General features: G+C 41.2%; 21 protein-coding genes and 1 tRNA gene. 13 read left to right on the plus strand and 9 right to left on the minus strand.

Features of this window, described 5'->3' with window-relative positions; all coding sequences use genetic code 11:
- Window positions 1–6 precede the first annotated feature (6 nt).
- From J3P37_RS03970 to J3P37_RS03990, 5 genes are all read right to left on the minus strand, one after another.
- Window positions 7–1,788 carry a hypothetical protein gene (locus J3P37_RS03970; RefSeq protein WP_256009705.1) on the minus strand — a complete coding sequence of 594 codons (1,782 nt, stop codon included), beginning with the start codon at window positions 1,786–1,788 and terminating at the stop codon, window positions 7–9.
- 14 nt (window positions 1,789–1,802) lie between these two features.
- Window positions 1,803–3,143, minus strand: coding sequence for an oxygen-independent coproporphyrinogen III oxidase (gene hemN / locus J3P37_RS03975; RefSeq protein ID WP_256009706.1), 1,341 nt, complete (start codon window positions 3,141–3,143; stop codon window positions 1,803–1,805).
- The gene (locus J3P37_RS03980) at window positions 3,140–4,171 is read right to left on the minus strand and encodes an NAD(P)-dependent oxidoreductase (protein WP_256009707.1); all 1,032 of its coding nucleotides are present in this window, start codon (window positions 4,169–4,171) and stop codon (window positions 3,140–3,142) included. The genes hemN and J3P37_RS03980 overlap by 4 nt, the downstream gene beginning before the upstream one ends.
- An 86-nt stretch (window positions 4,172–4,257) precedes the next feature.
- The gene (locus tag J3P37_RS03985) at window positions 4,258–5,325 is read right to left on the minus strand and encodes a response regulator (RefSeq protein WP_256009708.1); all 1,068 of its coding nucleotides are present in this window, start codon (window positions 5,323–5,325) and stop codon (window positions 4,258–4,260) included.
- Window positions 5,291–6,508, minus strand: a complete 1,218-nt coding sequence (locus tag J3P37_RS03990; RefSeq protein ID WP_256009709.1) for a PAS domain-containing sensor histidine kinase — start codon at window positions 6,506–6,508, stop codon at window positions 5,291–5,293. The genes J3P37_RS03985 and J3P37_RS03990 overlap by 35 nt, the downstream gene beginning before the upstream one ends.
- A 238-nt stretch (window positions 6,509–6,746) precedes the next feature.
- Between J3P37_RS03990 and J3P37_RS03995 the strand changes: the two genes are divergently transcribed.
- The 5 genes from J3P37_RS03995 to J3P37_RS04015 all read left to right on the plus strand — a co-directional run bounded on the left by J3P37_RS03995 (window position 6,747) and on the right by J3P37_RS04015 (window position 11,019).
- Window positions 6,747–7,124: a hypothetical protein gene (locus J3P37_RS03995; RefSeq protein WP_256009710.1), complete on the plus strand. Its 378-nt coding sequence runs from the start codon at window positions 6,747–6,749 to the stop codon at window positions 7,122–7,124.
- Between the two features lie 52 nt (window positions 7,125–7,176).
- The gene (locus J3P37_RS04000) at window positions 7,177–8,115 is read left to right on the plus strand and encodes a universal stress protein (protein WP_256009711.1); all 939 of its coding nucleotides are present in this window, start codon (window positions 7,177–7,179) and stop codon (window positions 8,113–8,115) included.
- Between the two features lie 219 nt (window positions 8,116–8,334).
- On the plus strand, window positions 8,335–8,937 hold the full coding sequence (locus J3P37_RS04005; protein WP_256009712.1) for a YceI family protein: 603 nt from the start codon (window positions 8,335–8,337) through the stop codon (window positions 8,935–8,937).
- Window positions 8,938–9,027: 90 nt separating this feature from the next.
- The gene (locus tag J3P37_RS04010; RefSeq protein ID WP_256009713.1) at window positions 9,028–10,344 is read left to right on the plus strand and encodes a porin family protein; all 1,317 of its coding nucleotides are present in this window, start codon (window positions 9,028–9,030) and stop codon (window positions 10,342–10,344) included.
- Window positions 10,345–10,413: 69 nt separating this feature from the next.
- On the plus strand, window positions 10,414–11,019 hold the full coding sequence (locus J3P37_RS04015; RefSeq protein ID WP_256009714.1) for a YceI family protein: 606 nt from the start codon (window positions 10,414–10,416) through the stop codon (window positions 11,017–11,019).
- Window positions 11,020–11,080: 61 nt separating this feature from the next.
- Here the strand turns inward: J3P37_RS04015 and J3P37_RS04020 are convergent, their stop codons facing one another.
- Window positions 11,081–11,488, minus strand: coding sequence for a hypothetical protein (locus tag J3P37_RS04020; RefSeq protein WP_256009715.1), 408 nt, complete (start codon window positions 11,486–11,488; stop codon window positions 11,081–11,083).
- Between the two features lie 24 nt (window positions 11,489–11,512).
- Window positions 11,513–11,962, minus strand: coding sequence for a hypothetical protein (locus J3P37_RS04025; RefSeq protein WP_256009716.1), 450 nt, complete (start codon window positions 11,960–11,962; stop codon window positions 11,513–11,515).
- A 277-nt stretch (window positions 11,963–12,239) separates the two neighbouring features.
- Between J3P37_RS04025 and hscA the strand changes: the two genes are divergently transcribed.
- The 6 genes from hscA to J3P37_RS04055 all read left to right on the plus strand — a co-directional run bounded on the left by hscA (window position 12,240) and on the right by J3P37_RS04055 (window position 18,590).
- A complete protein-coding gene (gene hscA, locus J3P37_RS04030) occupies window positions 12,240–14,093 on the plus strand; it encodes a Fe-S protein assembly chaperone HscA (protein WP_256009717.1) in 1,854 nt (617 codons plus the stop codon).
- 58 nt (window positions 14,094–14,151) lie between these two features.
- Window positions 14,152–15,612 carry a glycine--tRNA ligase gene (locus tag J3P37_RS04035; protein WP_256009718.1) on the plus strand — a complete coding sequence of 487 codons (1,461 nt, stop codon included), beginning with the start codon at window positions 14,152–14,154 and terminating at the stop codon, window positions 15,610–15,612.
- 192 nt (window positions 15,613–15,804) lie between these two features.
- A tRNA-Asp gene (locus tag J3P37_RS04040) sits at window positions 15,805–15,914 on the plus strand.
- A 107-nt stretch (window positions 15,915–16,021) separates the two neighbouring features.
- Window positions 16,022–16,348: a DMT family transporter gene (locus J3P37_RS04045; RefSeq protein WP_256009719.1), complete on the plus strand. Its 327-nt coding sequence runs from the start codon at window positions 16,022–16,024 to the stop codon at window positions 16,346–16,348.
- A gap of 43 nt (window positions 16,349–16,391) precedes the next feature.
- Complete coding sequence (locus tag J3P37_RS04050) at window positions 16,392–16,913, plus strand: GNAT family N-acetyltransferase (protein WP_256009720.1); 522 nt, start codon at window positions 16,392–16,394, stop codon at window positions 16,911–16,913.
- 717 nt (window positions 16,914–17,630) lie between these two features.
- Window positions 17,631–18,590, plus strand: a complete 960-nt coding sequence (locus J3P37_RS04055) for a hypothetical protein (RefSeq protein ID WP_256009721.1) — start codon at window positions 17,631–17,633, stop codon at window positions 18,588–18,590.
- 102 nt (window positions 18,591–18,692) lie between these two features.
- Here the strand turns inward: J3P37_RS04055 and J3P37_RS04060 are convergent, their stop codons facing one another.
- The gene (locus tag J3P37_RS04060; RefSeq protein ID WP_256009722.1) at window positions 18,693–19,943 is read right to left on the minus strand and encodes a DUF4374 domain-containing protein; all 1,251 of its coding nucleotides are present in this window, start codon (window positions 19,941–19,943) and stop codon (window positions 18,693–18,695) included.
- A 25-nt stretch (window positions 19,944–19,968) separates the two neighbouring features.
- Window positions 19,969–22,356 (minus strand): TonB-dependent receptor plug domain-containing protein, encoded by a 2,388-nt coding sequence (locus J3P37_RS04065; protein WP_256009723.1) that lies wholly within the window; start codon window positions 22,354–22,356, stop codon window positions 19,969–19,971.
- 126 nt (window positions 22,357–22,482) lie between these two features.
- On the opposite strand from J3P37_RS04065, the gene J3P37_RS04070 reads away from it, so the two are divergent.
- Together J3P37_RS04070 and J3P37_RS04075 are read left to right on the plus strand one after the other, a co-directional pair.
- Window positions 22,483–23,478 (plus strand): helix-turn-helix domain-containing protein, encoded by a 996-nt coding sequence (locus tag J3P37_RS04070; RefSeq protein ID WP_256009724.1) that lies wholly within the window; start codon window positions 22,483–22,485, stop codon window positions 23,476–23,478.
- A 315-nt stretch (window positions 23,479–23,793) separates the two neighbouring features.
- The gene (locus J3P37_RS04075) at window positions 23,794–25,866 is read left to right on the plus strand and encodes an alpha-galactosidase (RefSeq protein ID WP_256009725.1); all 2,073 of its coding nucleotides are present in this window, start codon (window positions 23,794–23,796) and stop codon (window positions 25,864–25,866) included.

Raw genomic sequence — 25,866 nt, forward strand, 5'->3', positions numbered from 1 at the left:
TAAACATTAAGCGAGTCTGACTTCCATTTGATTTATCTGAGAAGCCAGGTTCTTGAGTTCGGATTGAAAAGTCTTATTGCAGGAGTCACAAAATTTCAAAAGGTTCGGAAGCAGGTCGTTGTAATATTCAACGCCGTTCATAAGCTGTTCCCTGAACCGTTCCAGCTGTTTCATCTTTTTATCATTGAGCTGGCTTGCGCTGTTTTCGATGTCCTTTTTCAAATAGTCTATATAAAGCTTGAGCTCATTGATGAACATATGCGGACGACTTATACCTTTAAGCAGGTTGATCTTGCCGTATATATGTTTCACCATTTCATCCAGCGTATATATCCCTGAAAAGAAAGCTGTATTCGGACCCGGGCAAATTGCTACAGCCCGATTCTCCCGAGGCTCGAGCATGCCGTTTTTCAGATATGCAGAAGCACATAAACCTTCGCAAAGGCATAACTTTTCCGTGATCTGTCTGACTTTGTCGTCATATTCTCTGTCTAGAAGGCCCGACTCTGCAAGTTGTTTTAACTTCAGGTTCTGATACTCCCTGGAAGCTGTACATATAGGCTCTTCGGTAAATTCAGTATTAGAAACCAAGAATTTCTTTTTGCAGGGACTTCCCGGGCGTCCTTTAGCTATTCGCTCCAGACGCTGGATCTCTGCAGTGCTTTTCCTGAAATTATTGAAAGGAATTCCGAGAGGAGAGGCCCCACTGATATAAAAGTCTTCAGCGTCTGCATCCTTAAGTAAATCCAATGTAGCACTATCCACGTTGGTTGCTTCAGGAACCAATAAGAAAGGACTTCCCCAACCCGTTCCATCCAGGTTGTAATATTCGATCAAAAAGGAGTTTTCTTCTGCTGTGCCAATTCCGCCTTGAACGGTTATGCGTGTCATAGGTCTTGTAACATCCATTCCCGAGCCGGTAAAAAAAGCATGATAAATATCATAAAGCTCGGTTAACATCTCCGCGCGTTTATCTTTGAATTCCTGAAGGATTGGCCCCAAAAGGTAGCCCTCTGTGGCAAAGGCATGTCCTCCGCAGTTCAAGCCTGATTCAATCCTGAATTCATGCACCCATAAACCTTTTTTTGCCAGGAATTTGGCCTGGATCAGTGCCGAGCGGTAGTCGCTGACCTTCAATACAATCCTTTTTCCTGAAGAGCTCTCCGGACGGAAACACTCAAACTCTGCCAGGTAGCTGTATAATCTCGGGTTCATGCCGGCAGAAAGGATGATAGATGATCTTAACTCACTTTCCGCAAAACCACGGAGCGAGGCGAGTGCATCAGAATACTTATCTCCCAAAGGCAAACCATCTTTTCCAAGATTCATTTTGTCAACTTTAGACATGATGTTCACTTCGATCGAACCTTTTTTCAGGTTCAGCCTAAGTGATTGCTGTAAGAGTTCCTTCTTACGAGGATCCTGTTCCGCCAGCATCTCAAGGTACATATGCTTAACCCGGGAGCTATCGGGCAATAGCTCAAAATACCTGGTAATATCAGTTCCGGAGGCAAAGTCCTGTTCGCTAAGCTCCCTTACCTGGATATCCAGCAGTTCGTTAAGTAAATTCAGGTAAGCCGTAATCCGGCGCGCCCTGTGATCTTCATCTGTTTTCTTTATAGGAAGATACGGTATGCCGTTTTTTTCTGTATGATATTTCCTCATACGCTCCACCAGCTCATCATCTACAACAGATATAACTGATGATATGCCATAGCGGCCAACTTTTAATGGTGTATCAACGGAAAAGCCAAGGCCTAAAACGGGAATATGAAAAGTGTGACTCATGTTAATGTTATTTTTTAAATAGCCTTGCTGAATATTTGATCATTTACAGGGCTATTCCATAGGCGTTCATCAAAGGCCATACAAATGTTTCTGAGAAAAGACTTTCCAAGCGGAGTAACATTCAGCTTGTGATAATCGAATTCAACCAGTTTATCTTTCTGTAACGGAAGCAATCGTTTCACAAGTCTGGAGTCGGTTCTGGTCAGATCCGTAAATCCTTTACACATAATGTTTGAGATCTCCCGGCGCCATTCCAGGTCGCTGTCTGTCAGGATATGCCCTTTTAATAATGGGAATTCCCCATTACTTATTTTAGCAAGATAGACTTCAAGCTTTTTAATATTTTGGGAGAAGGCATACCAGCTGTCACTGATTGAAGACACCCCGATGCCGATCGAAAGTTTGGTGTATTCAGGGGTATATCCCATAAAGTTTCTGTGAAGGGTACCATTCAGCGATGCCTTAAAAAGGCTGTCGCTTCGCAGGGAGAAATGATCCATGCCTATATTTTCATACCCAGCCGCGAGCAGCATTTCACAACCTTTTTCGTAAAGAGCCCTTTTATCTTCCTCTCCTGGAAGGTCTGCTTCCGTAAATTTACGCTGTCCGGGCTTTATCCAGGGTACATGGGCATAGCTGTAAAATGCGATCCTGTCAGGCATCAGCTTAATCACCTCATTGATCGTTTTTTCAACACCAGGCAGTTTCTGCAATGGCAGGCCATAAATGAGGTCATAATTTATGGAGTCATATCCGAGCTCACGTGCATAGCTGGTAATATGGGCAACTTGTTCTATACTTTGTTTCCGGTTAATTATTTCCTGCACCTTGGGGTCGAAATCCTGAATGCCAAGGCTTAGTCTCCTGAATCCGAGCTTGTAAAGGGATCTTAGGTGATCATCACTGGTATTTGCCGGATGGGCCTCGAATGAGAACCCAGCATCAGGTGCTATTACAGAACGGTCAAATATCCCGGTTAATAACTTCTGCAGGTTTTCAGGAGTGAAAAATGTAGGTGTGCCCCCTCCGAGATGTATCTCTTTAAGGCGTGGCCTGCTGCCCAGAACATTGCAATACATATCCCATTCTTTTAAAACGGCTCTGATGTATGGCTCTTCAACTCCATGGTTTTTTGTGATACGCGTATTACAGCCACAATAGGTACAAAGGCTCTCGCAAAAGGGAAGGTGAATATAGAGGCTTATACCTTCAGAAGCACTTTCGGTATAGCTTATCCTCACAGAGTCCAGCCATTTCTCCTGCGTCCAGCTCTCCGTATCCCAGTATGGCACAGTCGGGTAACTAGTATACCTGGGGGCGGCTACATTATATTTTTTTATTAATTCGGAGCTCATGCGGAAATAGCTTTAGGTACAATGCCGGTTTTTATTCCAATGGTGCAAGAGTTAACAGGCGTATGGCCGGCCTCCCACAGATCAAGGTTCAGGATTGTTTGTTCTGCAATTACCTGTAAAGCTTCCTCGGTAAGGAAAGCCATGTGTGGTGTAAGCAGTACCCTGGAGTGCTGAATCAGTGCTTTAAGCAGGGGATCCTGTATCGGATTTCTGCTGTGGTTAAAGAAAAACACATTGTGCTCAAATTCATAAACGTCCATACCCAGTTTGCTGATCTTCTCATCTTGCAGTGCATCCAAAACATCTTTGGTATTGAATATGGCCCCACGGCTAACATTGATCAGCATAACCCTAGCCTTCATTTTGATTATTGCTTCCCTGTCAACCATGTGCCGGGTGCTTTCACTTAAGGGGACATGAAAGCTGATGATGTCTGACTCTTTCAGAATTTCATCATAACTTACTTGTCTGGCAGAATAAGATGTGCATTCCTCACTTACATCCCGGATGTCGTTCACCAGGATCTTTGCTCCGAAACCACGCAGAATCTGAGCCAGTACCTTTCCGGATCTTCCAAGGCCAACTATTCCGACGGTTTTATTCCTCAGCGTACTTCCAACAAGGTTATTCAGGCTGAAATCATGTTCAAGCATTTGTTTGTGAGCAGGAATAATGTTTCTTAACAAAGAAAGGATCAAGGAAATGGCATGTTCTGCTACAGACTCGGGGGAGTAAGCGGGGACATTGGCTATCTTAAGCCCAAGGCTATCAGCTTTAGTCAGGTCAATATGGTCAGTACCGGAAGACCGGGTGGATACATACTTTACCCCCATTTCTTTCAATTTATAAAGAATAGGGGCTGAAAGATCATCGCAGGAAAACGCTAACACCACATCTTTGCCTTTGGCATAGGAGATGGTGTCGAGGGTTAACCTGTTCGATATTAAAGTAATATCATGCTTCTTATTATTTGCTTTGATAAGAAGCTCCTTTTCACAGATTTTACTGCTGTACGCAACCGCTTTCATGCTATTTTGTTTAGATTCAAAAGTAGCGGTACAGCAAATCTTAAGCTATGAGACTAATCAGGGTTAAAAGTGATCTTCGTCATATTTTATTGTTTGATTTTTTTAAGCCTGTCCATGGAAATGATCCTGATAACACTGCCTTCTTTTTCAATGAGTTTCTCGTCTTTAAAGTCGGCAAGCGTACGGCTGATAGTTTCATTGGCAGTACCAACCATGGACGCAAGGTCGTCTCTGGAAATTTTTATTTCGCATTGTTCAACATCTTCATCAACAAACTTTTTACCCAGATCTACCAGGGCATCAGCCACCCGTTTTCTAACGGAATTATAGGCCAGCTTAAGCAGTTGTTCCTGTTTATCCTGAAGGTTGCCCGACAAAAGCTCGATGAATTTCTTTGCAATTCCGATATCCTTAAATAACAAAGTATTAAAGTCAGTGCGTGGAATAAGGTGCAGCTCTGTAGTATCAAGGGCTTCTGCATTTTCAGGATAAACTTTATTAAGAAGTACAGCCTCGTAACCCAAAAAATCACCTGCTGCATACATGCCTGTTACTATTTCACGGCCATCCTGGTAGATCATATAGGTTCGTACTCTTCCGCTTTTTACCAGGTACACATTTAAAGCCTGGTCGCCGTCCATATAAATATTCTGTTTTTTCTTATACGAGCGTACGCGACTGTTTCCTGAGAGCTCGTGCAGCAGCTTCGCGGACCTTGCTTCATCGAGCAGGTTTTCCAGAGATGCTGCATTTCCTGCATTTCTTTTCGCCCTTTCACGTTTCTGCAACCTGCTTTCAATAGCATTTAACAGTTCAATGTCATCGAAAGGCTTAGTCAGGTAGTCATCCGCGCCCATTTCCATTCCTTTCCGCATGTCGGTACGTTCGGCTTTTGCAGTAAGAAAGATAAAAGGAATGTCGGCGGTTGCCTCGTTTTTACTCAGGAGGTACAATACTCCATAGCCGTCGAGTTCAGGCATCATGATATCGCACAATATGATGTCGGGTAAACTGCTTTGTGCAAGCTCTACGCCCTTTTTGCCGTTCTCCGCTGTCAAAACAGTGAAATCTGCCAATTCCAGAACTTCGGCCGTACTTTCTCTTATATCGTCATTATCTTCAATTAATAATACTGTTGTCTTTGCTATGTTCATACTTTTTAAAAATTAAAGATATAGTAGTTCCTTTATACTGGGCACTTTGACAGAGTACAATTCCGCCCATCATTCCTATATATCTTTTTACGATGTTAAGTCCTAATCCGGTTCCGGGGATATTGCCGGTATTGTGGGCCCTGAAGAATGGCTCAAAGAGATTTTTTTGTTCTTCTACAGGAATTCCTATCCCATTATCCTTTACCGTAATACAGACCTCAGTTTCGTTAACCTCAGTGTTAAACTCAATAAAAGTATTCTCGCCAGAATATTTAATGGCATTGGATACAAGATTTATTGCAGCATTTTTTAATAATGCGGGATCCAGAAATACCTGGCTGGTTGCGCCGGTGTGCTGATAAACGATATGTTGATTTTGTTTGGCGATCAACTGCATCTCCTCTATAATATCTTCCGAAAACTTAACCAGGTCGAATACCTGGAACTGCATTTCAGTTTTACCTGCCTCCAGCTTTTCAAGCGAGAGGAAATCATTTAAGATGCCGGTGAGATGTCCGACCGAGTTCTTTATCTTTCCGGTGTGCTTCAGGATATTGGTCTGATCAATTTTTTGCAAGTATTTTTCGATCAGGGAGGCTGAGAGTTGGACCGAACTTAAAGGTGTTCTGAACTCATGAGATGCCATAGAAACAAACCTCGTTTTTAACTGGTTCAATTCTTTTTCTTTTTCAAGCGAGTGGCTAGCTTCATCCCTGGCTTTTTCGAGCTCGAGAATGAGCTGCTCCAGATTTTGCGTGCGGTCTTTTACTTTTTCTTCCAGCTCCTCAGTATATCTCTTCAGATTTTCTTCTGCCTGCTTTTCTTTCGTTAGATCATGTACGAAGCCGGTAAATATTTTCCGGTCTTGATATTCAACCTCACTGACAGCCAGCCTGAAAGGGAAGGTCGTTTTATCTTTCCGAAGTCCCAAAACTTCACGTCCGATCCCGATAATTCGTTTCTCACCAGTTTGCTGGTAGCGGTTTATATAACTATCATGTGCACTCCTGTCGGGTTCTGGCATCAACACCGAAATGTTTTTACCTTTTACCTCATGTTCCTCATAACCAAATAGTTTTAATGCTGAAGGGTTAATAGATTCAATAATACCACGGCTGTCTATGGTTATAATTCCATCGATAGCGGTTTCAATTATTGCGTTTAATAGTTTTGCCTTATCCATTGAATTATGCAAACATAAGTTTCATTATTTGTGATTCGAAAGTAAATATAAATTAAGATTGATTTTATTTAATTAAAATTGATATAAATCATTTAATCTCTTGATAGCAATCATTTTATAAGCCCTTCTTTACGCTTAATTTCGGATTAAGAATCTAAACCACAATGTAATTCATCCGTGACGATACCTGCATGAGCCGGTTAAGCAAGCTTCATCACTATTAAAATCAAATACTAACATGACAAGGCAAAAGGAAGATAAAATGTTAGCTGCTGAGCTGACGGAGCTTTGGTTACAAAGTCGCGACTGGACAATTTTTCTGGAAGAATGCAGCAGCGACATCGCAAGAATAAGATCCTGTATCGAAGAAACTGATCCGGTATTGTCTAAGATACTTTGGGACATGGATGAGGTAAGCGAATTGGTTCATGATGTCTCAATCTTAATGGATGAAATGGCAGAAAAACATGCCGATTTTGTACGATACACAAGTGTACTTAGCCGTCAAACACCGGTCAATTTAGACTTACTTGAAAACCATACCTATTTTGAAAGGAAGATGAAGGAATTACAATACGGTTTTAGTCAGTTAAAACAAATGATGCGACTAGACTAATATACATCGTTCTACACAACTGGTATAACTAACCTTTTTAACCATGCTTAATATGAAAACTATTCTGGTATTAACCGACTTTTCTATCAGAGCGCAGTATGCGGCCGAATATGCTATGCAAATGGCATTTAAAAGCGGCGCAGACCTTATTTTATGTAATGCAATTGAACTGGCAGAACATAATCCCGTTGCTCAACCTATAGCCTGGCCAGTAGCCGGTCATCTGTCACTTCAGGATGAATGCATGATGGATCTGAAGTATCTGGCCAATCACCTCAAAAGTCTCGTTCCAAAAAATCAGAAAGACGCGCTCTACGAGCCGACGGTAACCTGCATAGCCGGTTTCGGGAAATTAACAACACTTGTCTCCGGCATCATTCCGGTAAAAGGAGTAGACCTGATAGTGATGGGAGCGCATAAGTCGAACGGATTAGCACGCTTTCTTTTCGATAGCCATACGCACGATATCCTGGATAATATTGACTGCCCGGTGCTGATGATCCCCGGCAGTCAGGGTTATAAAGGGATCAATCTTATTGCTTACGGAACAGATCTTACATTCAGCAATAAAAAGGTTATTCAATATCTTTCTGAAATAGCAGAGCCTTTTAATGCAGAAATTTTAGTTAGAAATATATTGCCTCCCAATGTGTCTTCTGATGGACAGGCAAACAAAATATTAGCAGATCAGGGTCAAAATGCTTCAGATAGCATCCTGACCAGGATCACTTACACCAGTATCCAAGGCGAGAATATACCCAAAAGCCTGCTCGAGATCAGTGGGGCAGGCAAAGCTGATATTCTGGCACTTGTTCATAAACGCTATGGTTTCTTTGAGAATTTATTCCATTCCAGTATCAGCAAAAGAATGGTAGATATCGCAGAGGTTCCGCTTTTGGTTTTACCGGGTTCATTCAGTGAGAATGTTGGAGATCTGTCAGATGATCAGCTGGATCATTATTGCTATGAGCCCGGGCGCTCCAGAGGGTAAGATAAATCCGTCACAATTATAATAAATGCTTGGTATAGTAGAACGGCAGCTGAGGGTTCATAGTCCCGAAGCTGCTTTTTTTATGTGCCGCCTCTCCGCCCGGGGGGCGAAATATTTTTCCACCTGTGTTTAAGATCACTTTTTTTAATCCCTTAGATCATTCTGTAGCCTTTTTTCTCACAATACCTTTGATATATAGAAATAAAAACAACAAAGAGTATGAAAAAGCTAAATGAAAATGCCAGAGTTGAAAGACAAAGGGGATATGTGATCCTCTCCCTGACAATAATACTAACCCTGTTTGCAAATATCTTACCGGCTCAAACTTCCTTCAAAAGTGTTTCAGGATCTTTTATAAAAGTAAACGGAACTTCTAATCTTCACGACTGGTCAATGCTTGCATCTAATGTCAGCTGTGAGGGGACTTACACACTAAAAGGTGATCAGCTCGTAGACATCACAGCGCTGAATCTTTCGGTTCCTGTAACCAGCTTAAAAAGTAAAGAAGACCTGATGGATACAAGAGCTTACAAAGCTTTAAAAGCCGAGCAGTACAACAAGATCACCTTCAAGTTAACGGATGCAACCGTCGTTCCTGGTCAAAAGATCATTAAAGTAACCGGAAATTTAACCATATCAGGGGTTACTAACCAGGTGACATTGCAGAGTGCTTACACTGTTAATGGCGGCGAAATTACCTGCAAAGGCTCAAAAAGCATCAAGATGAGTGATTTTAAGATCAAAGCCCCTTCATTCATGATGGGTGCCCTAAAAACAGGCGATGAAGTTACCATCGATTTTACACTAAAATTAAAGAATTAAACATGTATTCAATTCCGGTGACGAACTCGCCACTGGTACCTCAATTTAAGAAACTAAACAGTAAACAATTAAATATTAAAAATTACGATTATGAGAACTCAATTATCTAATAGTATTAAAGGAGCAATGTTCGCTCTGCTAGTAAGCCCTTTCATAGCCAATGCGCAGACAAAAGTGACCAATTTAAGGCCATATGACCAGACAGGAATTAACGTGTTTGAAACCCCAAAAGATACCAATGCCATTTTTGAAAACGTGAAAGTTAACTTTGGTGCTGGCTTCACCCAATCTTTCCAGGGTTTGAAACACGAAAATGATGCGAATAACCTGTATAAAATCACCCCAGGTTTTAACACTGCAAACGCTAACTTGTTCATGGACGTTCAGTTAGCCGATGGTATCCGCCTCAACCTTACCAGTTATCTGTCATCACGTCACCATAACGAAACCTGGGTAAAAGGAGGTTACATCCAGTTTGACAAGCTTCCTTTTAAAGGTCAGATCTGGGAAGACATCATGAAAGTCACCACCATTAAAGTGGGACACATGGAGATTAACTATGGTGATCAGCACTTCCGCAGATCTGATGGCGGGCAAACTATATACAATCCCTTCGTAGAAAACTACATTATGGATGCCTTTGCAACTGAGATCGGAGGTGAAGTGTATGTCGCTAAAAATGGTCTTTTCGGAATGCTGGGTGTATCTAACGGCTTAATTAAAGGAAATATCGACAGTATACTTGTTGTAAGAGATGCCAATGGCGTAATTACAGACGACAGCCAGCACAAAAGCCCTTCTATATACGGAAAGGTAGGGTATGATACGAGGTTAAATGAGAATCTGCGTATAAGAGTGGCCGGTTCTTACTACCATAACAACAGCGCTGGTAAAAATGGTAACACCTTATATGGTGGCGACCGCACAGGATCAAACTACTTCATGGTTGTAGAGCCAGCCGGTAGTGCAGTAACCTATGCCTCAAATGCTTTCTCAGGACGTTTTAATCCCGGATTTACAAAACAAATTGATGCGCTGCAATTGAACGGATTTGTTAAAGCATACGGCCTTGAGTTCTTCGGAACATATGAATTTGCTAAAGGAAGATCTAATGCCGAGCTAGATAAAAGAGACGCTACTCAGATCGCTGTAGAAGGTGTATACCGTTTCGGTAAATCAGAAAATCTTTTTGTAGGTGCCCGTTACAATACCGTAAAAGCGGAACTTGCCGGATTGACAAAAGATGTTGAAGTAAACCGTTACTCCTTCGGAGCAGGTTGGTTCTTAACTAAAAATATCCTGCTAAAAGCAGAGTACACTAATCAGGAATATAAAAACTTTACAGATGCCATTCGTAAAGGCGCAAAATTCGACGGTTATGTGATACAGGCCGTAGTTGGTTTTTAAAAAGCAAATGCATTTAAAAAAGCAGGTTGATAGATTCACCTGCTTTTTTAGTAAAGTAAAATTTATTTTATGCTTTCCCCAAAGTTTCTCATCATCCTTTTACTTCTTTTCATATCTTCCTTTATAAACAAAGAGGATAGCTCCCAGGTAACCCGCTGGGTCATTATGAAAGGCGGATCCCTGAGAGTTGACGGAAGTACAAATATTAATAAGTTCAACTGTGAGATTAACAGTTATGCGCGTACAGATACCTTAAGCATCTCAAAGAACGCATCAAAGGCTCCGCTTGCCATCAATGGTTCTTTAATACTCGATGTGCAGCACTTCGATTGTCACAATCCAGTGATGACGAGTGACCTAAGAAAAACCTTAAAAGCTAAAACCTATCCAAAGCTGATCGTAAAATTTATTAATCTTAGCCGCTATCCCGAATTAAATGGTCAGCGCGAATATATAAAAGGTCTCGTCTCTATAGAACTTGCGGGAGTAACCAAACGCTTTGAGGTAGATTACAAATTTTTATATTCCGGGGCTAATATAATCCAGCTAGTTGGAACACGGCAAGTAAACTTTTCTGATTTCAATATAGTACCGCCAAGAAAGATAGGTGGGATGATTCAGACGAACAATGAATTGAGCGTAGTGTTCAACTTGCGCATGCGGGTGATAGATTAAAAAAAAACGGTCTCCGCCAGGAACACCGTTATACTTAAACCCATTAACTTAATCAATCCTTTTAAGGATTGATCTTAGCAAAAATAATTCCTGCTACCACTGCTTGTATAAAGCCATAAAATAACCAGCTTAATACCATTGATATAGTGATATCCAGGGCGCTGAAGGTGATCCACATCACTGGAACCAGCGCAACCATGGCATACACAAAGCCAAATTCGAGACCTCTCAGAATAAAAGGGCCATTAAACAAGCTTTTAAACCTTTCCCAGAACCAGGATAACGCAAGGCTTATAATAAAAGCGTGCAGATAGAACAACAGATCTCTGCTGCCATCCGAGTTGAAAAGTGGATTATTATAACTTACAAAAAGCTCAGGTACAAATCTTATGGCCAGGAACAATCCCCCATAACTTATGCAAAACAAGCTTATACCGGCTACAAAGCCCGAATAAAAAACCTTCTTCATTGAAATATGCTCTATGTTAATTGATTAAGCGACAACCTTATCATGTGATTTATTTATATATGCCTTTTTTGTGGCTTCGAAAAAGCGTAATTTAACTTGTCTGAGTTTTTTAATGAAATCAAATAACTCACCTTCAAGTTTTGATTGCAAAATGTTAAAATTATTGAACTTACCTTTGTTCCGGCCGTTGTTATCCAGGCTGTGACTAATTGCGGTTTGATGAACAATAATGCAATCTTCCAGGCGCTCTTTTTGCTGCAGCATTTCCTTGAACTCGTTTCTTATGATCTCAATATTCAAAACAGACTGTTTGTCCAGGCTAGAGAATGCCTGATGACATCCCAGGCTCAAAAAATAATTAATCTCTTCAGCAAAAAAATGCAGATCTGATAACCAGTGCCGGGTCAGTACATACAATTCTTCTGCGCTGCAATGATGAGCAAAACCGGAGGATGAATATATTTTTGTTTCCATAACACGATATCACCTTTAATTAATTTAGCTTGCCTGGCCGGCTTTCCTGGCACACGTGTCTTTGCTGGCGCGCCTGCCTTTAACAACATAATTAAATTCTAAAAATACTCATCTTTAAAAGACTCCCAGGTGATAGCGGTTATGATAATTAATGATACTAATCATCTATCACCAAATGCTTTTAAAGCCTTGCAATTGTCACAACTGAGTTATATCCTGTATGTAATTTCAGAATCGTTCTAATCTAAGTACCTTTGCCTGCTGGGAAAGTATAATTATGGCTAAAGTTTCTATTAACATCGCAACCGGTTCTATCCAAAAAGAAGATATTATTGTAGGGATTGATTTGGGTACCACCAACAGTCTCGTAGCATTTATAAATCCGGAAGGGAAACCGCAGGTTATAAATGATACAGGTAAAGGGGTGTTAGTACCTTCCATTGTACATTTTCATCCCGATGGAAGTGTGGTTGTGGGCAATGAAGCAAAACCATATCTGGTTTCAGACCCCTCCAATACCATATTTTCAGTAAAGCGTCTTTTAGGGCGTTCTTACCATGATATTGAAAACTACAAAGATTTCTTTTCATATAAAGTTATTGATGATAATACCGAAAGTCTTGTCAAGATTAAGGTAGGAGAGAGGTTTTTTACCCCGATCGAACTATCATCCCTTATCTTAAAAGAGTTAAAGGAACGTGCCGAACATGCCCTGAAGACACCTGTCAACCGCGCCGTGATAACCGTTCCTGCATATTTTAACGACAGCCAGCGCCAGGCTACACGTGATGCAGGTAAGCTTGCAGGTTTGGATGTCCTCCGGATAGTGAACGAACCAACTGCTGCAAGTCTGGCCTATGGTATCGGCTTAAACCCAGAAGAAGAAAAAACCATTGCAGTATACGATCTTGGTGGTGGAACCTTTGATGTATCCATCATGCGTATCCAGAATGGCATTTTTGAAGTGCTGGCAACCAACGGGAACACTTTCCTGGGAGGCGACGATTTCGATAGAGCTATTATCGATCACTGGATAGAGCAGAATCAGCTTAACAGGGAAGAGGTATCTGCCAACAAAGAACTAGCCCAGGCATTAAGGCTTAAAGCGGAAGAAGCTAAAAAAGCATTAAGCAGCCAGAATATATATAATGAGAAGGTGGGCGATATTCCTTGTGCACTTACCAGAAGCACCTTTGATTCGTTGATCCTGCCAAAGGTAGAAGAGACTATCGTGGCCTGCCAAAACGCGTTAAAGGACGCTGGGTTGAGCGCTGCCGACATACAGGAAGTGGTCATGGTTGGAGGATCCACCCGTACACCTCTCGTAAAACAAAAAGTAGCCGAATTTTTCGGAAAAGAAGTACACGATCAGATCAACCCCGACGAAGTAGTTGCTTTAGGTGCCGGTATTCAGGCCGATATCCTGGCGGGTAACCGTAAAGACATCCTCCTGCTCGACGTAACTCCTTTATCACTGGGTATTGAGACTATGGGTGGTTTAATGGACGTGATCATTCCCCGGAATTCTAAAGTGCCAACCAAAGCTGGACGCCAGTATACTACCTCTGTTGACGGACAGGTGAATATGAAGATCTCCATTTATCAGGGAGAACGTGATCTCGTAAAAGAAAACCGCAAGCTTGCCGAGTTTGATCTGAAAGGAATCCCAGCCATGCCTGCTGGTTTGCCGAAGGTGAATATCAACTTCCTGCTGAATGCCGATGGCATCCTAACCGTACAGGCATTAGAACTACGCTCTGGTGTAAAACAGGAAGTAGAAGTAAAACCAGCTTACGGCTTAACAGATCAGGAAGTAGAGCAAATGCTATTCGACTCTATCACGCATGCGAAGGATGACGTTGCACAAAGAATGATCATTGAAGCCCGTACCGAAGGCGAACAGATGGTCTACACCGCCGAACGTTTCCTGGAAAAGAATAAAGAATATGTTAGTACTCAGGAAATTTCCGATACCATAAAGCATATCGAAAGTCTGAAAGAGGTCTTAAACTCCGGAGACAAAGATCTTATCCATAAAAAGATCGATGAGCTGAACGAGTTTACCCGGCCCTTTGCCGAAAGGTTAATGGACCAGGCAATTTCCCAGGCTATGAAAGGAAAAGCAATATAGTGTTCCAATAAATCACATACTGATCACAATTCTTGAATAATACTATATTTGCAGCATCATGAGCAAAAATAACGACGAACTGTTTAAAAACGTTATCTCCCATGCTAAAGAGTATGGATTTGTATTCCAGTCCAGCGAAATCTATGATGGTTTAAGCGCTGTTTACGACTATGGGCAAAATGGAGCTGAACTTAAAAATAATATAAAAACATATTGGTGGAAATCCATGGTGCAGATGCACGAGAACATTGTCGGAATTGATTCCGCAATATTCATGCATCCTACTACCTGGAAAGCATCCGGTCATGTCGATGGTTTTAACGACCCGATGATCGACAATAAAGATTCAAAAAAGCGTTACCGTGCCGATCAGTTATTGGAGGACAAAATAGCCCGTTACGAAAAAGACGGTAAGTCTGCTAAAGCTGAACAGCTTCAGGAGGCTATGGATCAGGCTTTAAAAAGCGATGATCTTACCGGTTTGCGCGACTTAATTGTGGAGCATGAAATTGCCTGCCCGGTATCAGGTACCCGCAACTGGACAGACGTACGTCAGTTCAACCTGATGTTCTCTACCCAGATCGGAGCAATCGCAGAAGAGTCAGATAAAATCTACCTTCGTCCCGAAACGGCTCAGGGTATATTCGTTAACTATCTGAATGTACAAAAGACCGGAAGAATGAAGATCCCGTTTGGAATAGCCCAGATTGGAAAAGCATTCCGGAATGAGGTAATAGCACGTCAGTTCATTATGAGGATGCGAGAGTTTGAGCAGATGGAGATGCAGTTCTTTGTTCGCCCAGGTTCAGAAATGGAATGGTACGATTACTGGAAGCAAACCCGTCTAAAGTGGCACAAAGCTTTAGGCACATCTCCTGAAAAATACCGTTTTCACGATCATACCAAACTGGCGCATTACGCAAACGCTGCGGTCGATATAGAATTTGAATTTCCTTTCGGATTCAAAGAAGTGGAAGGTATCCACAGCCGTACTGATTTTGACCTGAGCCAACATCAAAAATTCTCAGGGAAAAAGATCCAGTATTTCGATCCCGAGATCAACCAGAATTATACCCCTTATGTAATTGAGACATCGATCGGGTTAGACCGGATGTTCCTATTAACAATGATCAATGCATTCGAAGAGCAGGATCTAAGCGAAGGCGATAAAAAAGACAGCCGTACCCTGTTAAGGTTGCATCCTTGCCTGGCTCCTGTAAAAGCTGCTATTTTTCCCCTTACTAAAAAAGACGGTCTGCCGGAAAAAGCACGTGAAATAATGAACAGCATCAAGCTTGATCATAATGTGATTTATGAAGAGAAGGACGCTATAGGTAAACGCTATCGTCGTCAGGATGCTATTGGTACTCCGTTTTGTATCACAGTAGATCATCAGAGCCTGGAAGACAACACCGTTACCATCCGCGAGCGTGATTCTATGCAGCAGGAAAGAGTGGCTATCGATAAACTAAATCAAATAATTGCGGAAAAAGTAAGTTGGAAGAACTTGCTTAACTAGTAGTTTACAAGCAAAGGTGTTTGCGAAAATTGCAATAAAAGGCTTTTTATTTAAGGTTGTGTTAATGTTTTGGTAATATACCCTGGTTGTATTGTAAATAATTTAAAAAATAGATTTTTCCATTAGAATATTTGCAAAATAACCACGATGATTTTACCTTTGTATCAACAGTTCTTTTAAAGATCGCAATACTGTAGGGTGGTGAAACTGGCAGACACACCTCCTTGTCTCGGTGGCGGAGATCATGGGAAATCCAGCAATGGCCTAACCACTCCTTGAAGGTTCGACTCCTTCCCCTACAGCCCTTTCATATAATTTTAGGTTTATAATTGGTTAGTTTGAGCAAGGTGCCCATCATCTTGCTTTGTTTTTTTATAATGGTCCCAAAGTTTTAGCACAGCAAAAATAAATGAACTGGATTATTTTAGTTATCGCAGGCCTATTTGAAGTAGCCTTTGCGTATTGTTTAGGAAAAGCAAAAGAAACCACTGGAAACGAAATGTATTTGTGGTATGCTGGCTTTCTTATTTCTCTTTGTATCAGTATGGGGCTTTTAATTAAGGCTACTCAAGTCTTACCGATTGGAACAGCCTATGCGGTATGGACAGGCATTGGAGCAGTCGGAACCGTCTTAGTAGGTATCCTGGTGTTTAAGGAACCTGCGACCTTTCTTCGCCTGCTTTTCCTTACCACTTTAATAGGTTCAATCATCGGACTGAAAGCCGTATCCCATTAACCTGAAATTATCTTAATAAGCCCTGAGGGGTCAAATGTATATTATGGAAACCATCCGTATAAGAAAAGTAATTGCTGACGATATTGATACACTGCAAAGCATTGGCCGGCAAACCTTCTCTGAGACATTTTCAGCCGGAAATGCAGAAGCAAATATGAAAGAATATTTGGAAGAAAGCTTTTCCTTAGAAAGATTGATTGCTGAACTTAGTAATCAAAATTCCGAATTCTATTTTGCAGAGCTTAATAATAATGTGATCGGTTACTTAAAATTGAACTCCGGACAGGCTCAAACCGAATTAAAAGAACACAACGCGCTTGAGATTGAACGGATTTACGTATTAAATGAATTCCACGGCAAAAATGTAGGTCAGTTGCTGTTTGAAAAGGCACTGCAAGCTGCAAGGCTGATTAGTGCAGACTATGTCTGGCTAGGCGTTTGGGAAAAGAATGTAAGGGCTGTAAGTTTCTATAAAAAAAATGGTTTCATAGAATTCGATAAGCACATTTTTAAGTTAGGTGAAGATGAGCAGACCGATATTATGATGAAATTACCACTGCAATAGCGCGAATACCCTCCTCATGAGTTAGTGGGAATTTTGTTAAAAGATATCGCAATCGCGGGCAAACGTATAAATCAACAGCCTAACTTGGAATTTCTCAATTCAAGCCTGAAAACCAAATATCTGCAGAGAAGCTGATGAAGTTATTTAATAGCGGATCAGTGACAGTAAAAGTTCAAGGCGTTAAGAATGTTTCTTACGAATAAGGCTGTTGACCGAAATGTTTCAAGTGTTCCGGTCTTTCTTTGAGAGGCATAAATAAATTTTGATTTAAAGATGAAGTTTCTTTACATTTATTCATTGTTACAACAATCTCGTCCCTAAGCCAATCGTCCCAAATTCAAAGCAGGGAAGAGCCCTTCCCAGTAAAAATTCAACATAGAGCTATCTTCGTTAATGCTTCTTCCCAAGTCCTTAACAGGTTTTATATATTGCTGCCTACAATCTTCGTAAGTACCGCAGTGAGTCCGCCTTTACTTGCAATAGGCGGACTTTTAGAGCTATTTAGCTAGCATATACGCAGCAATATATTGAAGATGGGGATAACCCGTCCTTAAGTTGGTCAGGAGCCTGGCCGTTTACTAAACCTTGAAATATACTGTAATTGTTGTGGTAGGATTTTTTTACAATAAGTGACCTAAGTCATTGATTGACACATGGTCCTTACTTAGCTTTATGTTCAAATATATAAAATTTATATACGTAACAAAAAATAAAACGATGGCAATAATAGATAAAAAGGGAGTTCTTCACGGTTCTGTATACAACATTGTTTACAGGGGCTACTTTGATAAGCAAGTAGCACAAATGAAGCCCAAAAAGTTCAAACAAACCCTGGCAAGCAAGGAAAGCAGCCTGGAGTTCGGTTTATGCAGCACTACGGCCAGAGTGATCAGGCATGCATTTGGCTATACTTACGGCGGTTATGATGGGCGAATGATCAATCGCATGAATTCGGCTGTCCGGAACGGCGTCACGGCCAGTCAAAAGGCACGGGGCGAAAGAGATATGCATGATGCCGATCTGGGTTTCCTGAATGGATTCCAGTTTAATAACAATTCACCTTTACCTAAGGTGCTGCGGGCAAGGCCTCAAACCTGCCTTGATGCTGAAAACAAGATCTGTATTGAGCTTCCGGCGATCACCCGAAAAGACATTCAAGCCCCCAGCGTTAATGTTCATAATTATGTTCTTCGCTTTGTAGCCATTGCCTTCGACTTTAAAAAGGAGGTTTTTTGCTATAACAGCGTCAAGGAAATAAAGATCGGATACAAGGAAAGCTTTGAAGGCGGAGTGATCCGTTTGGATGATGAAGTGATTAAAGGCAGGTTAGTGATGCTGAGCATGTCCATTCATGCCTATGCAAGTGACGGTTTTGGAGGAGCACAAACATTCAACTCAAAAGCCTGGAGTCCTTCCGAGTTGATAGGGGCATGGCACATTGAGGCCGAAACAGAAACAGAAACAGAAAACAGTGATAATGGTAAAACGTATCGGATAATTCCTCTGTATTATCCTGGAAATAACATATTGAAAGAAATTGCCCGCCTGCGCGAAAAAGCTGAGGCGACGGCTAAAAAACGACCGGACAAAGCATTATGGTTAAAACCTAAGAGTAAAGTCAAGACAGATACAGGTGGCGGGCCGCCTAATGGAGATGTTAAATTTTCTGAAATTTGATAAAAGAGCCTTTTAAGTCCTCGGGGACGACTCTCACGGAAACCGTTCTCCCTGTGCATAATAAAGGAGTCTTTCAAATCTAAAAGACTCCTTTACTCTGTACTATTCTGTTATTATATTAAATCCATTTAGTCTTCCGCTTTCTTTTAAACGGAAAGTTTCTTTAACAACTTTTGTTGAAGGATTATATTGGTTTACACCAAAGAAACTTTCAGTAGTATTGTTAGAAACGAAATAGATTTCCCCATTATGGAAGAAAGGATTTTGTGTGCCGTAAAAACTATCTGCGGGTATATTTAAACGGGTAGCACGCTTAGTATTGACATCGATCTCGTTCCAGTACCAAACATCATCCCTGTATTTAACACCGTGCTGACCACCACCATAGTAAGACACTGCACGAGAAGGGATTGTTGTATAGATCTTGTTATTGTAAGCAAACAGTCTGTTAAATTCTGCAGGAAACTGATAAGCTTTAATGTCGATCGAGAAAGTTTGGTCAAATTGAGTTTCTCCGTTCTTTATACGAAGGATCTTTGAAGAAAACTCAGAAGATTGTCTCTTCATATCTCCCACTGCAACGAAGTAAAGGTCTTTCGTTACTTCATCTATACTCCAAAGAACATTATCGATAAATACTCCAAGGTTGGTGGTTCCGGCAAACTTTGTTACTCCAAGAATTGTTTTCTGAGTGAGATCATACACTGCAATAGCAACTTCCTTGTTTGGCGGAGTTACCTGCCAGTCACCGGCTAGCTTGGTACCCAAAAGCAAGTCAACATATAATTTATCATCTCTTTTAGCAATGATCAGCTGTCCGGCAGATTCATTAGGAAGTCCTTCTGACAATGAGCTGAAATCAATCTCGCCGGTACGCTCCATAGTAGTCGGGTTGAAGGTCTGAACTTTCAAACCGCCTCTCACATCATCCCAATAATAGCCTTCAGTGGCGCTCACTACCAGGTAATTAGTGATGTATTGCGTACTTTGTGAAGCTAAAAACTTACCTTCTACCACATTTCCTGAAGCGTTGATGTCCATCTTCAAAAGTCCCTGAGCTCCGGCTGCGCTATTTACCCGGTAAAGAGTCTTTCCAAAAGCTCTTCCTCCCATGTTGCTGCTAACCTGGAAGAACGGGAGTCCGCTCAGATTAATTTCGCGCGATTTATTGTCTTTCAGTGCGTATACACCACCCGACCAACCTGCCGAAGCGTTGTAGATCACCCAGGTTTCATTTGCGGGAAGATCGGTGTCAGGTTCTTTCGGATCATCATTATCCTTTTTACAGGAAGCCATAAAGGCCAGGGCCACCAGGCCGAGCATCAGGTTGCGTAACTGTTTACTTGTTTTCATTGTATCTTCTTATTGAAATATGTAATTAAAAAATATGATAGACTAACTTGACATGGAATGATCTGCCAGGCTTTTGTACAGAAAAGTTGTCGTAGAGCTTTACGTTTCCAATATTTCTGCATTCTCCAGACAGCGAGATCTTTTGATTTGGAAAATGATAGTATACGCCTGCGTTATTTGAAAACAGCCCTAACCGGCCGTCGGCTGGAATAATAAGTGAGCTTTGGAAGTCTTCAACTTTCCCAAACAGCGCTGGCTCATTTCCTTTAGGAATCGTGTGCAGAAAGAACCGGTGAGTGTAGTTCGCATTCCAGTTTATTTCCATTCGGTCGGCACGATTAAAGACACCTTTAAACCCTTGATTCAGCCAAAAATTACCGAAAAGAAAAGGGATATTAGGCACCCTGGAACCTTCCTCAATTTTAAATAGAGCATCCTCTATATTTATTCTGCGGATATCCTGGTAAGTAAAGTTAGCTCCAAGATCAAAACGCTTACCAGTAGCATAAGAGGCTTCAAACTCAAAGCCCTTAATTTCTGAATGTTCGAAATTAATGTATCTGTTATACGGAATATCCTTTTGCAGAAAAATGCCGTCTTTCACTTTTCGGAAGAATAAATCCGCAGATAAGGTAAGCCGGTTGTCTCCATTTATAATTGAATAGCGGGCATTCAGGTTAACATTATGGCTCTTTTCAGGTTGCAGGTCCATGTTCTCTTTTGAAAGTACTCCATCTCCAAAAATTTCTATCTCATCAGGAAGACGAGTTGCATATTCATAGGAAACTTTTGTGAGGAAACGGCCCTTGGTCCATCGCAGGCCAGCCAGATATCCTATGCGGCTGGTATCATTGGCAGAACGCCATCCTGTTCCTGAATTGTCTGTAGTGAAACCTTTCGTGTTGAAATGATAATACTTCAATGCAACAATACTTTCTACCCTGTCATCGAACCATGTTGACCGCAACCCTAAGGCCATCACATCCTTCCGGTAAAAAGCAGGCACTGTCAGTACATCAATATTCTCTACCGGTGAAATCGAACCCAGGGGATCACTTCCTTTCCTGTTTTGGTGATGAAATAGTTCGCTGAAATCGACCGTATGTTTGTGGGATAAGGCATAAGAAACATTGAGACGGGCTGAGAAAAACCGATAATCCAATCGCTGATCATTGCCACCATTAATTTCACCAGGCGTTAAACCTGTTCCGATAATACTTCCATCCCATCCGTAACGAACAGTCGCCGTATCAATAAATCTGGTTTTGAAAAAGCTGTAAGTACTCAGTAAGCTAACCTTTAATCGTTCATCAAAGAAATTCTTTTTGTAATTAAGCAGCCCTGTATAATTTTTCTCTTTAGAAAGAGCCTGCCCATTAACCTTGTTCATCAATATGTCATGCTGTAATTCCTTGTAAAAGCCCGAACCAAGAACGGTAAGACGCAGATCGTCTGCCCAGGCCCTGTTTTGCAGCCCTGCAAAGCCTTCGACGTAAAGCGTCCTGGTTGCGTCGTGAAAACGCCTGACATTTCTATAGCTGGTAACACTTGTCTCCGTATCAATAAAAGGAGCCTCAACCTTATAATTGTTGTCCGAATAGTTAAAGGAGCTGTTTGTGCCGACATACCATTTTTTCGCCGGATCGTTCCAGATTCCGTATAGTGTAGCCCGATGAGTGTTAAAAGAACCCCTCTCATAAGAAATCTCCGCCTGGTTTTTATATTCATGCCTAGATACCAGGTTGACACCTCCGCCAAGGGCATCTGAGGCAAGATAGAGAGGCATCACACCTTTATAGATCTCTATACGGTCCAACATATTAGCAGGTATAGTTCCCAGGCTAAATCCATGCCCAAAGAGCTCAACAGGAATACCGTCTCTGAACAGTCTGACAGCCTTACCCTGTAATCCACCCAGGTTGATCTGAACAGGAGCCCCTATACTTCCATCAGTTCTTATTTTAACCCCTGATGCCCTGTTTAACACTTCACTGATGTCACCGCCTTTGTTATAATCTTTTTTCAAATCAATGGCCTGAACCGCAAATGGAGAAGCCTCGATTGCCTGCTTTACCGTTTTCGAACGAACAATCGTTTCCTTCAACTCGATTGAGCGCCGGGCAGTATTATTCAGGATAAAGTTGAAGGTCTTCTGGCTATTGCAATCAACAAAAACAAATGATTCAAGTAATATGCCCGAGTTGTCAAGAAGCTGAATAAAATGCCTGCCTTGTTTCAGTTCCAGTACCAGATCCCCTGAGACATCAGTTTTCCCAGATAAGGGTTTAATTTTAACAGCGATATTAGACAAGGGATTTCCCAAAGAATCGCTGACATGAATTCGTACCGGACAGCCAAGTACAATAGAGCCTATTAATATCAGTATGCACGTTAAGTAAATTCTGCCCGTCACTTCTTTTATTTATACTAATTATAAATTACTTTTACATCGGCAAAAGTATCTGTTTTGAAAACAGGTAATTTATGAATTAGGAAGTTTTTGTTATGATTTTAGAAGTATTACCTTTGGGAAATTGCTATGGCCTTTAGAATTGCCAGTTCGGATTTTGATGATATCACAAGTATTTTGGGTAAATCTAAAGATGTTAGCTCATCTGGCGATTTACATCGTATAGTCCTGCCTGATTTAAAGGGGGACATTGTGTATAACGAACAGATCTTGGGACATCATTTATCCATTCTTCAAAGTAATTATGTAATGACAGATGATGTCATAATCTCCGGGAAAGGAGAATCTTCCTTACTGGAAATTCAATTCAACTTGTCGGATAGGGATATATTCTACAAAAGCAAGGACGGCAAAGAGCACATCGCGCCTGGAAGGTCTGGCAATATAAGTTACTTGTCTGCGGAAGAAAATCAGGCAGAAATTCTCTTCAGGAAAGGGCTAAGCTACGATACCTTTGACGTACATCTTCCGGTATCTTTGCTAAACCAATACGAAGGCGAATCAAAAACTCTGGACACGTTTCTCAACCTGATCCAGAAGGATATTAGCTGTCAGCTACTCAGTAAAAGTATCAGAGTAAGCCCCGGCATTTACAACACCATAAATCATATTAAAAACTGCACTTTTGAAGGTCTGACGAGAAGGGTATATCTTGAATCTAAGATATTTGAGTTGATCGCGATGCTTTATGCTGAGTTTGAAAACGAGCAGCACGACTTTAATTTAAGTGCTGCAGACCGTGAGCGCATACTCTGGGCGGCTTCCCTTATCCAGGAAAATTTGAACCATTCCTTTACAATTTTAGAACTTTCGAGAACGGTAGGCATCAACCAAACAAAACTTAAAACAGGTTTTAAGAGTATTTTCGGTCATACAGTTTTTGGATATTTGCAGGAGATTAGAATGGAGCAGGCAAAGACGTATTTATTAGACACCAGCTTGTCTGTTCACGAAATAGGCTTATTGCTGGGATATCAGAACACCTCCAATTTTAGCGTTGCCTTCAAAAAGGTACATGGCTTTTCTCCCATAAGGCTTCGGGATAACAATACACGTAAGGAATAGCACTTCGAGCGCAAAATTACTTCCTCAGATTTTCAATATCTTTTTTTTACGCGATATCATTACTGATTAAAAATCGCCTTAAAGCCCTTCTCTGTACAAAAATGAACCATTTCTGTACAGAAACGAACCCATCAAACGCTGCTTATCTTTAGTTTTGAAGCACCAATTATTGAAACAATTATAAACGATTTAAAGCTGAGAGCAGAACCAGCCATTAGAATCGAATACAAAGTTTTCTTATATAGAATTGGGAGTTTTTCAAAAATTGGAATTATGTTGAATTTCGGGTGTAAACAAAACGCCGGGATAGCTGATATGAAAAAATTGTTACAACTGCTTACTATTATAATATTTATTTCTTCTTCTGCCTTTTCCCAGGACAGCTATTACAGCCGTTTGGAGAAAGATACCCTATTAATAGGCAATGATCTCATAGAAAGAAAGTTTATTTGGAATAAAGGAAACCTGATAACTTTCAGCCTGACTGATAAATTCTCAGGGGAAAGCTGGCTGAACAGGGGAAAGTCCTCCGATTTTGTGGTATCAAAAGAGGCAGCGACTATTTCAAATTCATCTTTTACTTCAAAGGAAGTGAAGGAAACTGGTATCCATACGGCTTACCTGGAGACAACTGTATCTTTTTCCATGGGGCCGCTTGATGTTAAACGCGTTTTTCGTATTTATAAAAACAGCGCTGCGATAGCTTGCGATACCTATCTTAAAGGTGGGATAGAGCCTGCTCCGGGACAGGACGATGTGGATCTGGCCGATAAAAAAAATATTGAATCGGCAGTAGAGAATGAATCGAAGCAAGTTACGGCTGTACTTGACCAGATCAAATTGGATGGATTCCATTGGAAGACAAAGATGGTTGAGTTTTATGACGTTTCTGACTGGAACAACAACCTGGTATTCGAAAGCAATATTATCCCTTACCGTAAAAATTCATATAAAGGGAATCTGCTCTTTGCACATAACGTTGAAAGCGATAAAGGTATATTCTTCTTGAAAGAAGCGCCTTCTTCCAGCACGCAATTAGCCTATAAGGGCTTTGATTTCACTACTGAGTTCGGACATTTTATGGTGACAGGGCTAGGGCTGGCGAAAAACGATATCAAAGAAAATGAGTGGCGGAAAACCTACGGTTGTGTGATTGGTGTGTACAGCGGTTCGGAGGTAAACAGGCTGATAGCTTTGCGTAGTTATCAAAAGAATCTCCGCAAACTGCTACCTCTAAGAGATGAGATGATCATGATGAATACCTGGGGCGACAGGAGCCAGGATTCGAAGGTAAATGAAAAATTCAGCCTGATAGAGATTGAAAAGGCTGCTAAGCTTGGCATTACTCATTTTCAGATAGACGACGGATGGCAAGTAGGGAAAAGCCCTAACTCGGCTGTTGCCAAAGGGTCATTCAAAAATATTTGGGATAACCCTGATTACTGGAAGCCTGATCCTCAGAAATATCCAAATGGTTTACATCCGGTAGTGAAAAGAGGCAAGGAACTGGGCGTGGAAGTTTGTCTCTGGTTTAATCCTAGTGTACAGAACAGTTATGCGGATTGGGAAAAGGATGTACAGGCTATAGTTGAGCTGTATAAGATTTATGGCATCCGCACATTTAAGATCGACGGATTGTCGATCCCAAGCAAAGAGGCGGAAATTAACCTTCGGAAACTATTCGATACGGTGCTGGAAAAAACAAATGATGCAGTGGTATTTAACCTGGATGCAACTGCCGGACGCCGCACGGGGTATCATATGTTTAATGAGTATGGCAATATCTTCCTCGAAAACCGCTATACAGACTGGCAGAATTATTATCCTTACTGGACACTGCGTAATTTATGGCAACTGTCTAAATATGTGCCTGCTGAAAAATTGCAGATCGAGTTCCTGAACAAGTGGCGTAATACGGATAAATATGGAAAGGATCCGTTTGCTCCGGCTAATTATTCCTTTGACTACCTCTTTGCCACCACTATGGCCGGACAACCTTTGGCATGGTTTGAAGGCAGCGGCTTGCCACAGGAAGCATTCAGCGTTGGCAAGTTAATAAAAGCTTACAAAAAGATACAGCACGACTTTCATATGGGAACTATACTGCCTATAGGAGAAGAGCCCTCAGGCAGATCATGGACTGGCTTTCAATCCATAAGATCGAGTAAAGGCGATGAGGGGTATTTTATTTTCTTCAGGGAAAATACACCGCATAATACCAGTACTATAAAAACCTGGTTACCTGGAAAAATAAAAATACGATTAACACCTGTACTTGGTGATGGAAGATCTATGACGCTCAGAACTGGTACTGAAGGGGCTGTAGAGATCAAACTTGATAGCATAAACAGCTTTGTCCTATATAAATATAAAATTCTGAACAATTAA

The sequence above is a fragment of the Desertivirga xinjiangensis genome, from assembly GCF_024436435.1.
Taxonomy (GTDB): Bacteria; Bacteroidota; Bacteroidia; order Sphingobacteriales; family Sphingobacteriaceae; genus Desertivirga; species Desertivirga xinjiangensis.

What these genes read in the sequence shown, in the direction of transcription:
- J3P37_RS03970 (WP_256009705.1), bottom strand. Translation starts at nt 1,788, where the DNA reads ATGAGTCACACTTTTCATATTCCCGTTTTAGGCCTTGGCTTTTCCGTT.
- hemN (WP_256009706.1), bottom strand. Translation starts at nt 3,143, where the DNA reads ATGAGCTCCGAATTAATAAAAAAATATAATGTAGCCGCCCCCAGGTAT.
- J3P37_RS03980 (WP_256009707.1), bottom strand. Translation starts at nt 4,171, where the DNA reads ATGAAAGCGGTTGCGTACAGCAGTAAAATCTGTGAAAAGGAGCTTCTT.
- J3P37_RS03985 (WP_256009708.1), bottom strand. Translation starts at nt 5,325, where the DNA reads ATGAACATAGCAAAGACAACAGTATTATTAATTGAAGATAATGACGAT.
- J3P37_RS03990 (WP_256009709.1), bottom strand. Translation starts at nt 6,508, where the DNA reads ATGGATAAGGCAAAACTATTAAACGCAATAATTGAAACCGCTATCGAT.
- J3P37_RS03995 (WP_256009710.1), top strand. Translation starts at nt 6,747, where the DNA reads ATGACAAGGCAAAAGGAAGATAAAATGTTAGCTGCTGAGCTGACGGAG.
- J3P37_RS04000 (WP_256009711.1), top strand. Translation starts at nt 7,177, where the DNA reads ATGAAAACTATTCTGGTATTAACCGACTTTTCTATCAGAGCGCAGTAT.
- J3P37_RS04005 (WP_256009712.1), top strand. Translation starts at nt 8,335, where the DNA reads ATGAAAAAGCTAAATGAAAATGCCAGAGTTGAAAGACAAAGGGGATAT.
- J3P37_RS04010 (WP_256009713.1), top strand. Translation starts at nt 9,028, where the DNA reads ATGAGAACTCAATTATCTAATAGTATTAAAGGAGCAATGTTCGCTCTG.
- J3P37_RS04015 (WP_256009714.1), top strand. Translation starts at nt 10,414, where the DNA reads ATGCTTTCCCCAAAGTTTCTCATCATCCTTTTACTTCTTTTCATATCT.
- J3P37_RS04020 (WP_256009715.1), bottom strand. Translation starts at nt 11,488, where the DNA reads ATGAAGAAGGTTTTTTATTCGGGCTTTGTAGCCGGTATAAGCTTGTTT.
- J3P37_RS04025 (WP_256009716.1), bottom strand. Translation starts at nt 11,962, where the DNA reads ATGGAAACAAAAATATATTCATCCTCCGGTTTTGCTCATCATTGCAGC.
- hscA (WP_256009717.1), top strand. Translation starts at nt 12,240, where the DNA reads ATGGCTAAAGTTTCTATTAACATCGCAACCGGTTCTATCCAAAAAGAA.
- J3P37_RS04035 (WP_256009718.1), top strand. Translation starts at nt 14,152, where the DNA reads ATGAGCAAAAATAACGACGAACTGTTTAAAAACGTTATCTCCCATGCT.
- J3P37_RS04045 (WP_256009719.1), top strand. Translation starts at nt 16,022, where the DNA reads ATGAACTGGATTATTTTAGTTATCGCAGGCCTATTTGAAGTAGCCTTT.
- J3P37_RS04050 (WP_256009720.1), top strand. Translation starts at nt 16,392, where the DNA reads ATGGAAACCATCCGTATAAGAAAAGTAATTGCTGACGATATTGATACA.
- J3P37_RS04055 (WP_256009721.1), top strand. Translation starts at nt 17,631, where the DNA reads ATGGCAATAATAGATAAAAAGGGAGTTCTTCACGGTTCTGTATACAAC.
- J3P37_RS04060 (WP_256009722.1), bottom strand. Translation starts at nt 19,943, where the DNA reads ATGAAAACAAGTAAACAGTTACGCAACCTGATGCTCGGCCTGGTGGCC.
- J3P37_RS04070 (WP_256009724.1), top strand. Translation starts at nt 22,483, where the DNA reads ATGGCCTTTAGAATTGCCAGTTCGGATTTTGATGATATCACAAGTATT.
- J3P37_RS04075 (WP_256009725.1), top strand. Translation starts at nt 23,794, where the DNA reads ATGAAAAAATTGTTACAACTGCTTACTATTATAATATTTATTTCTTCT.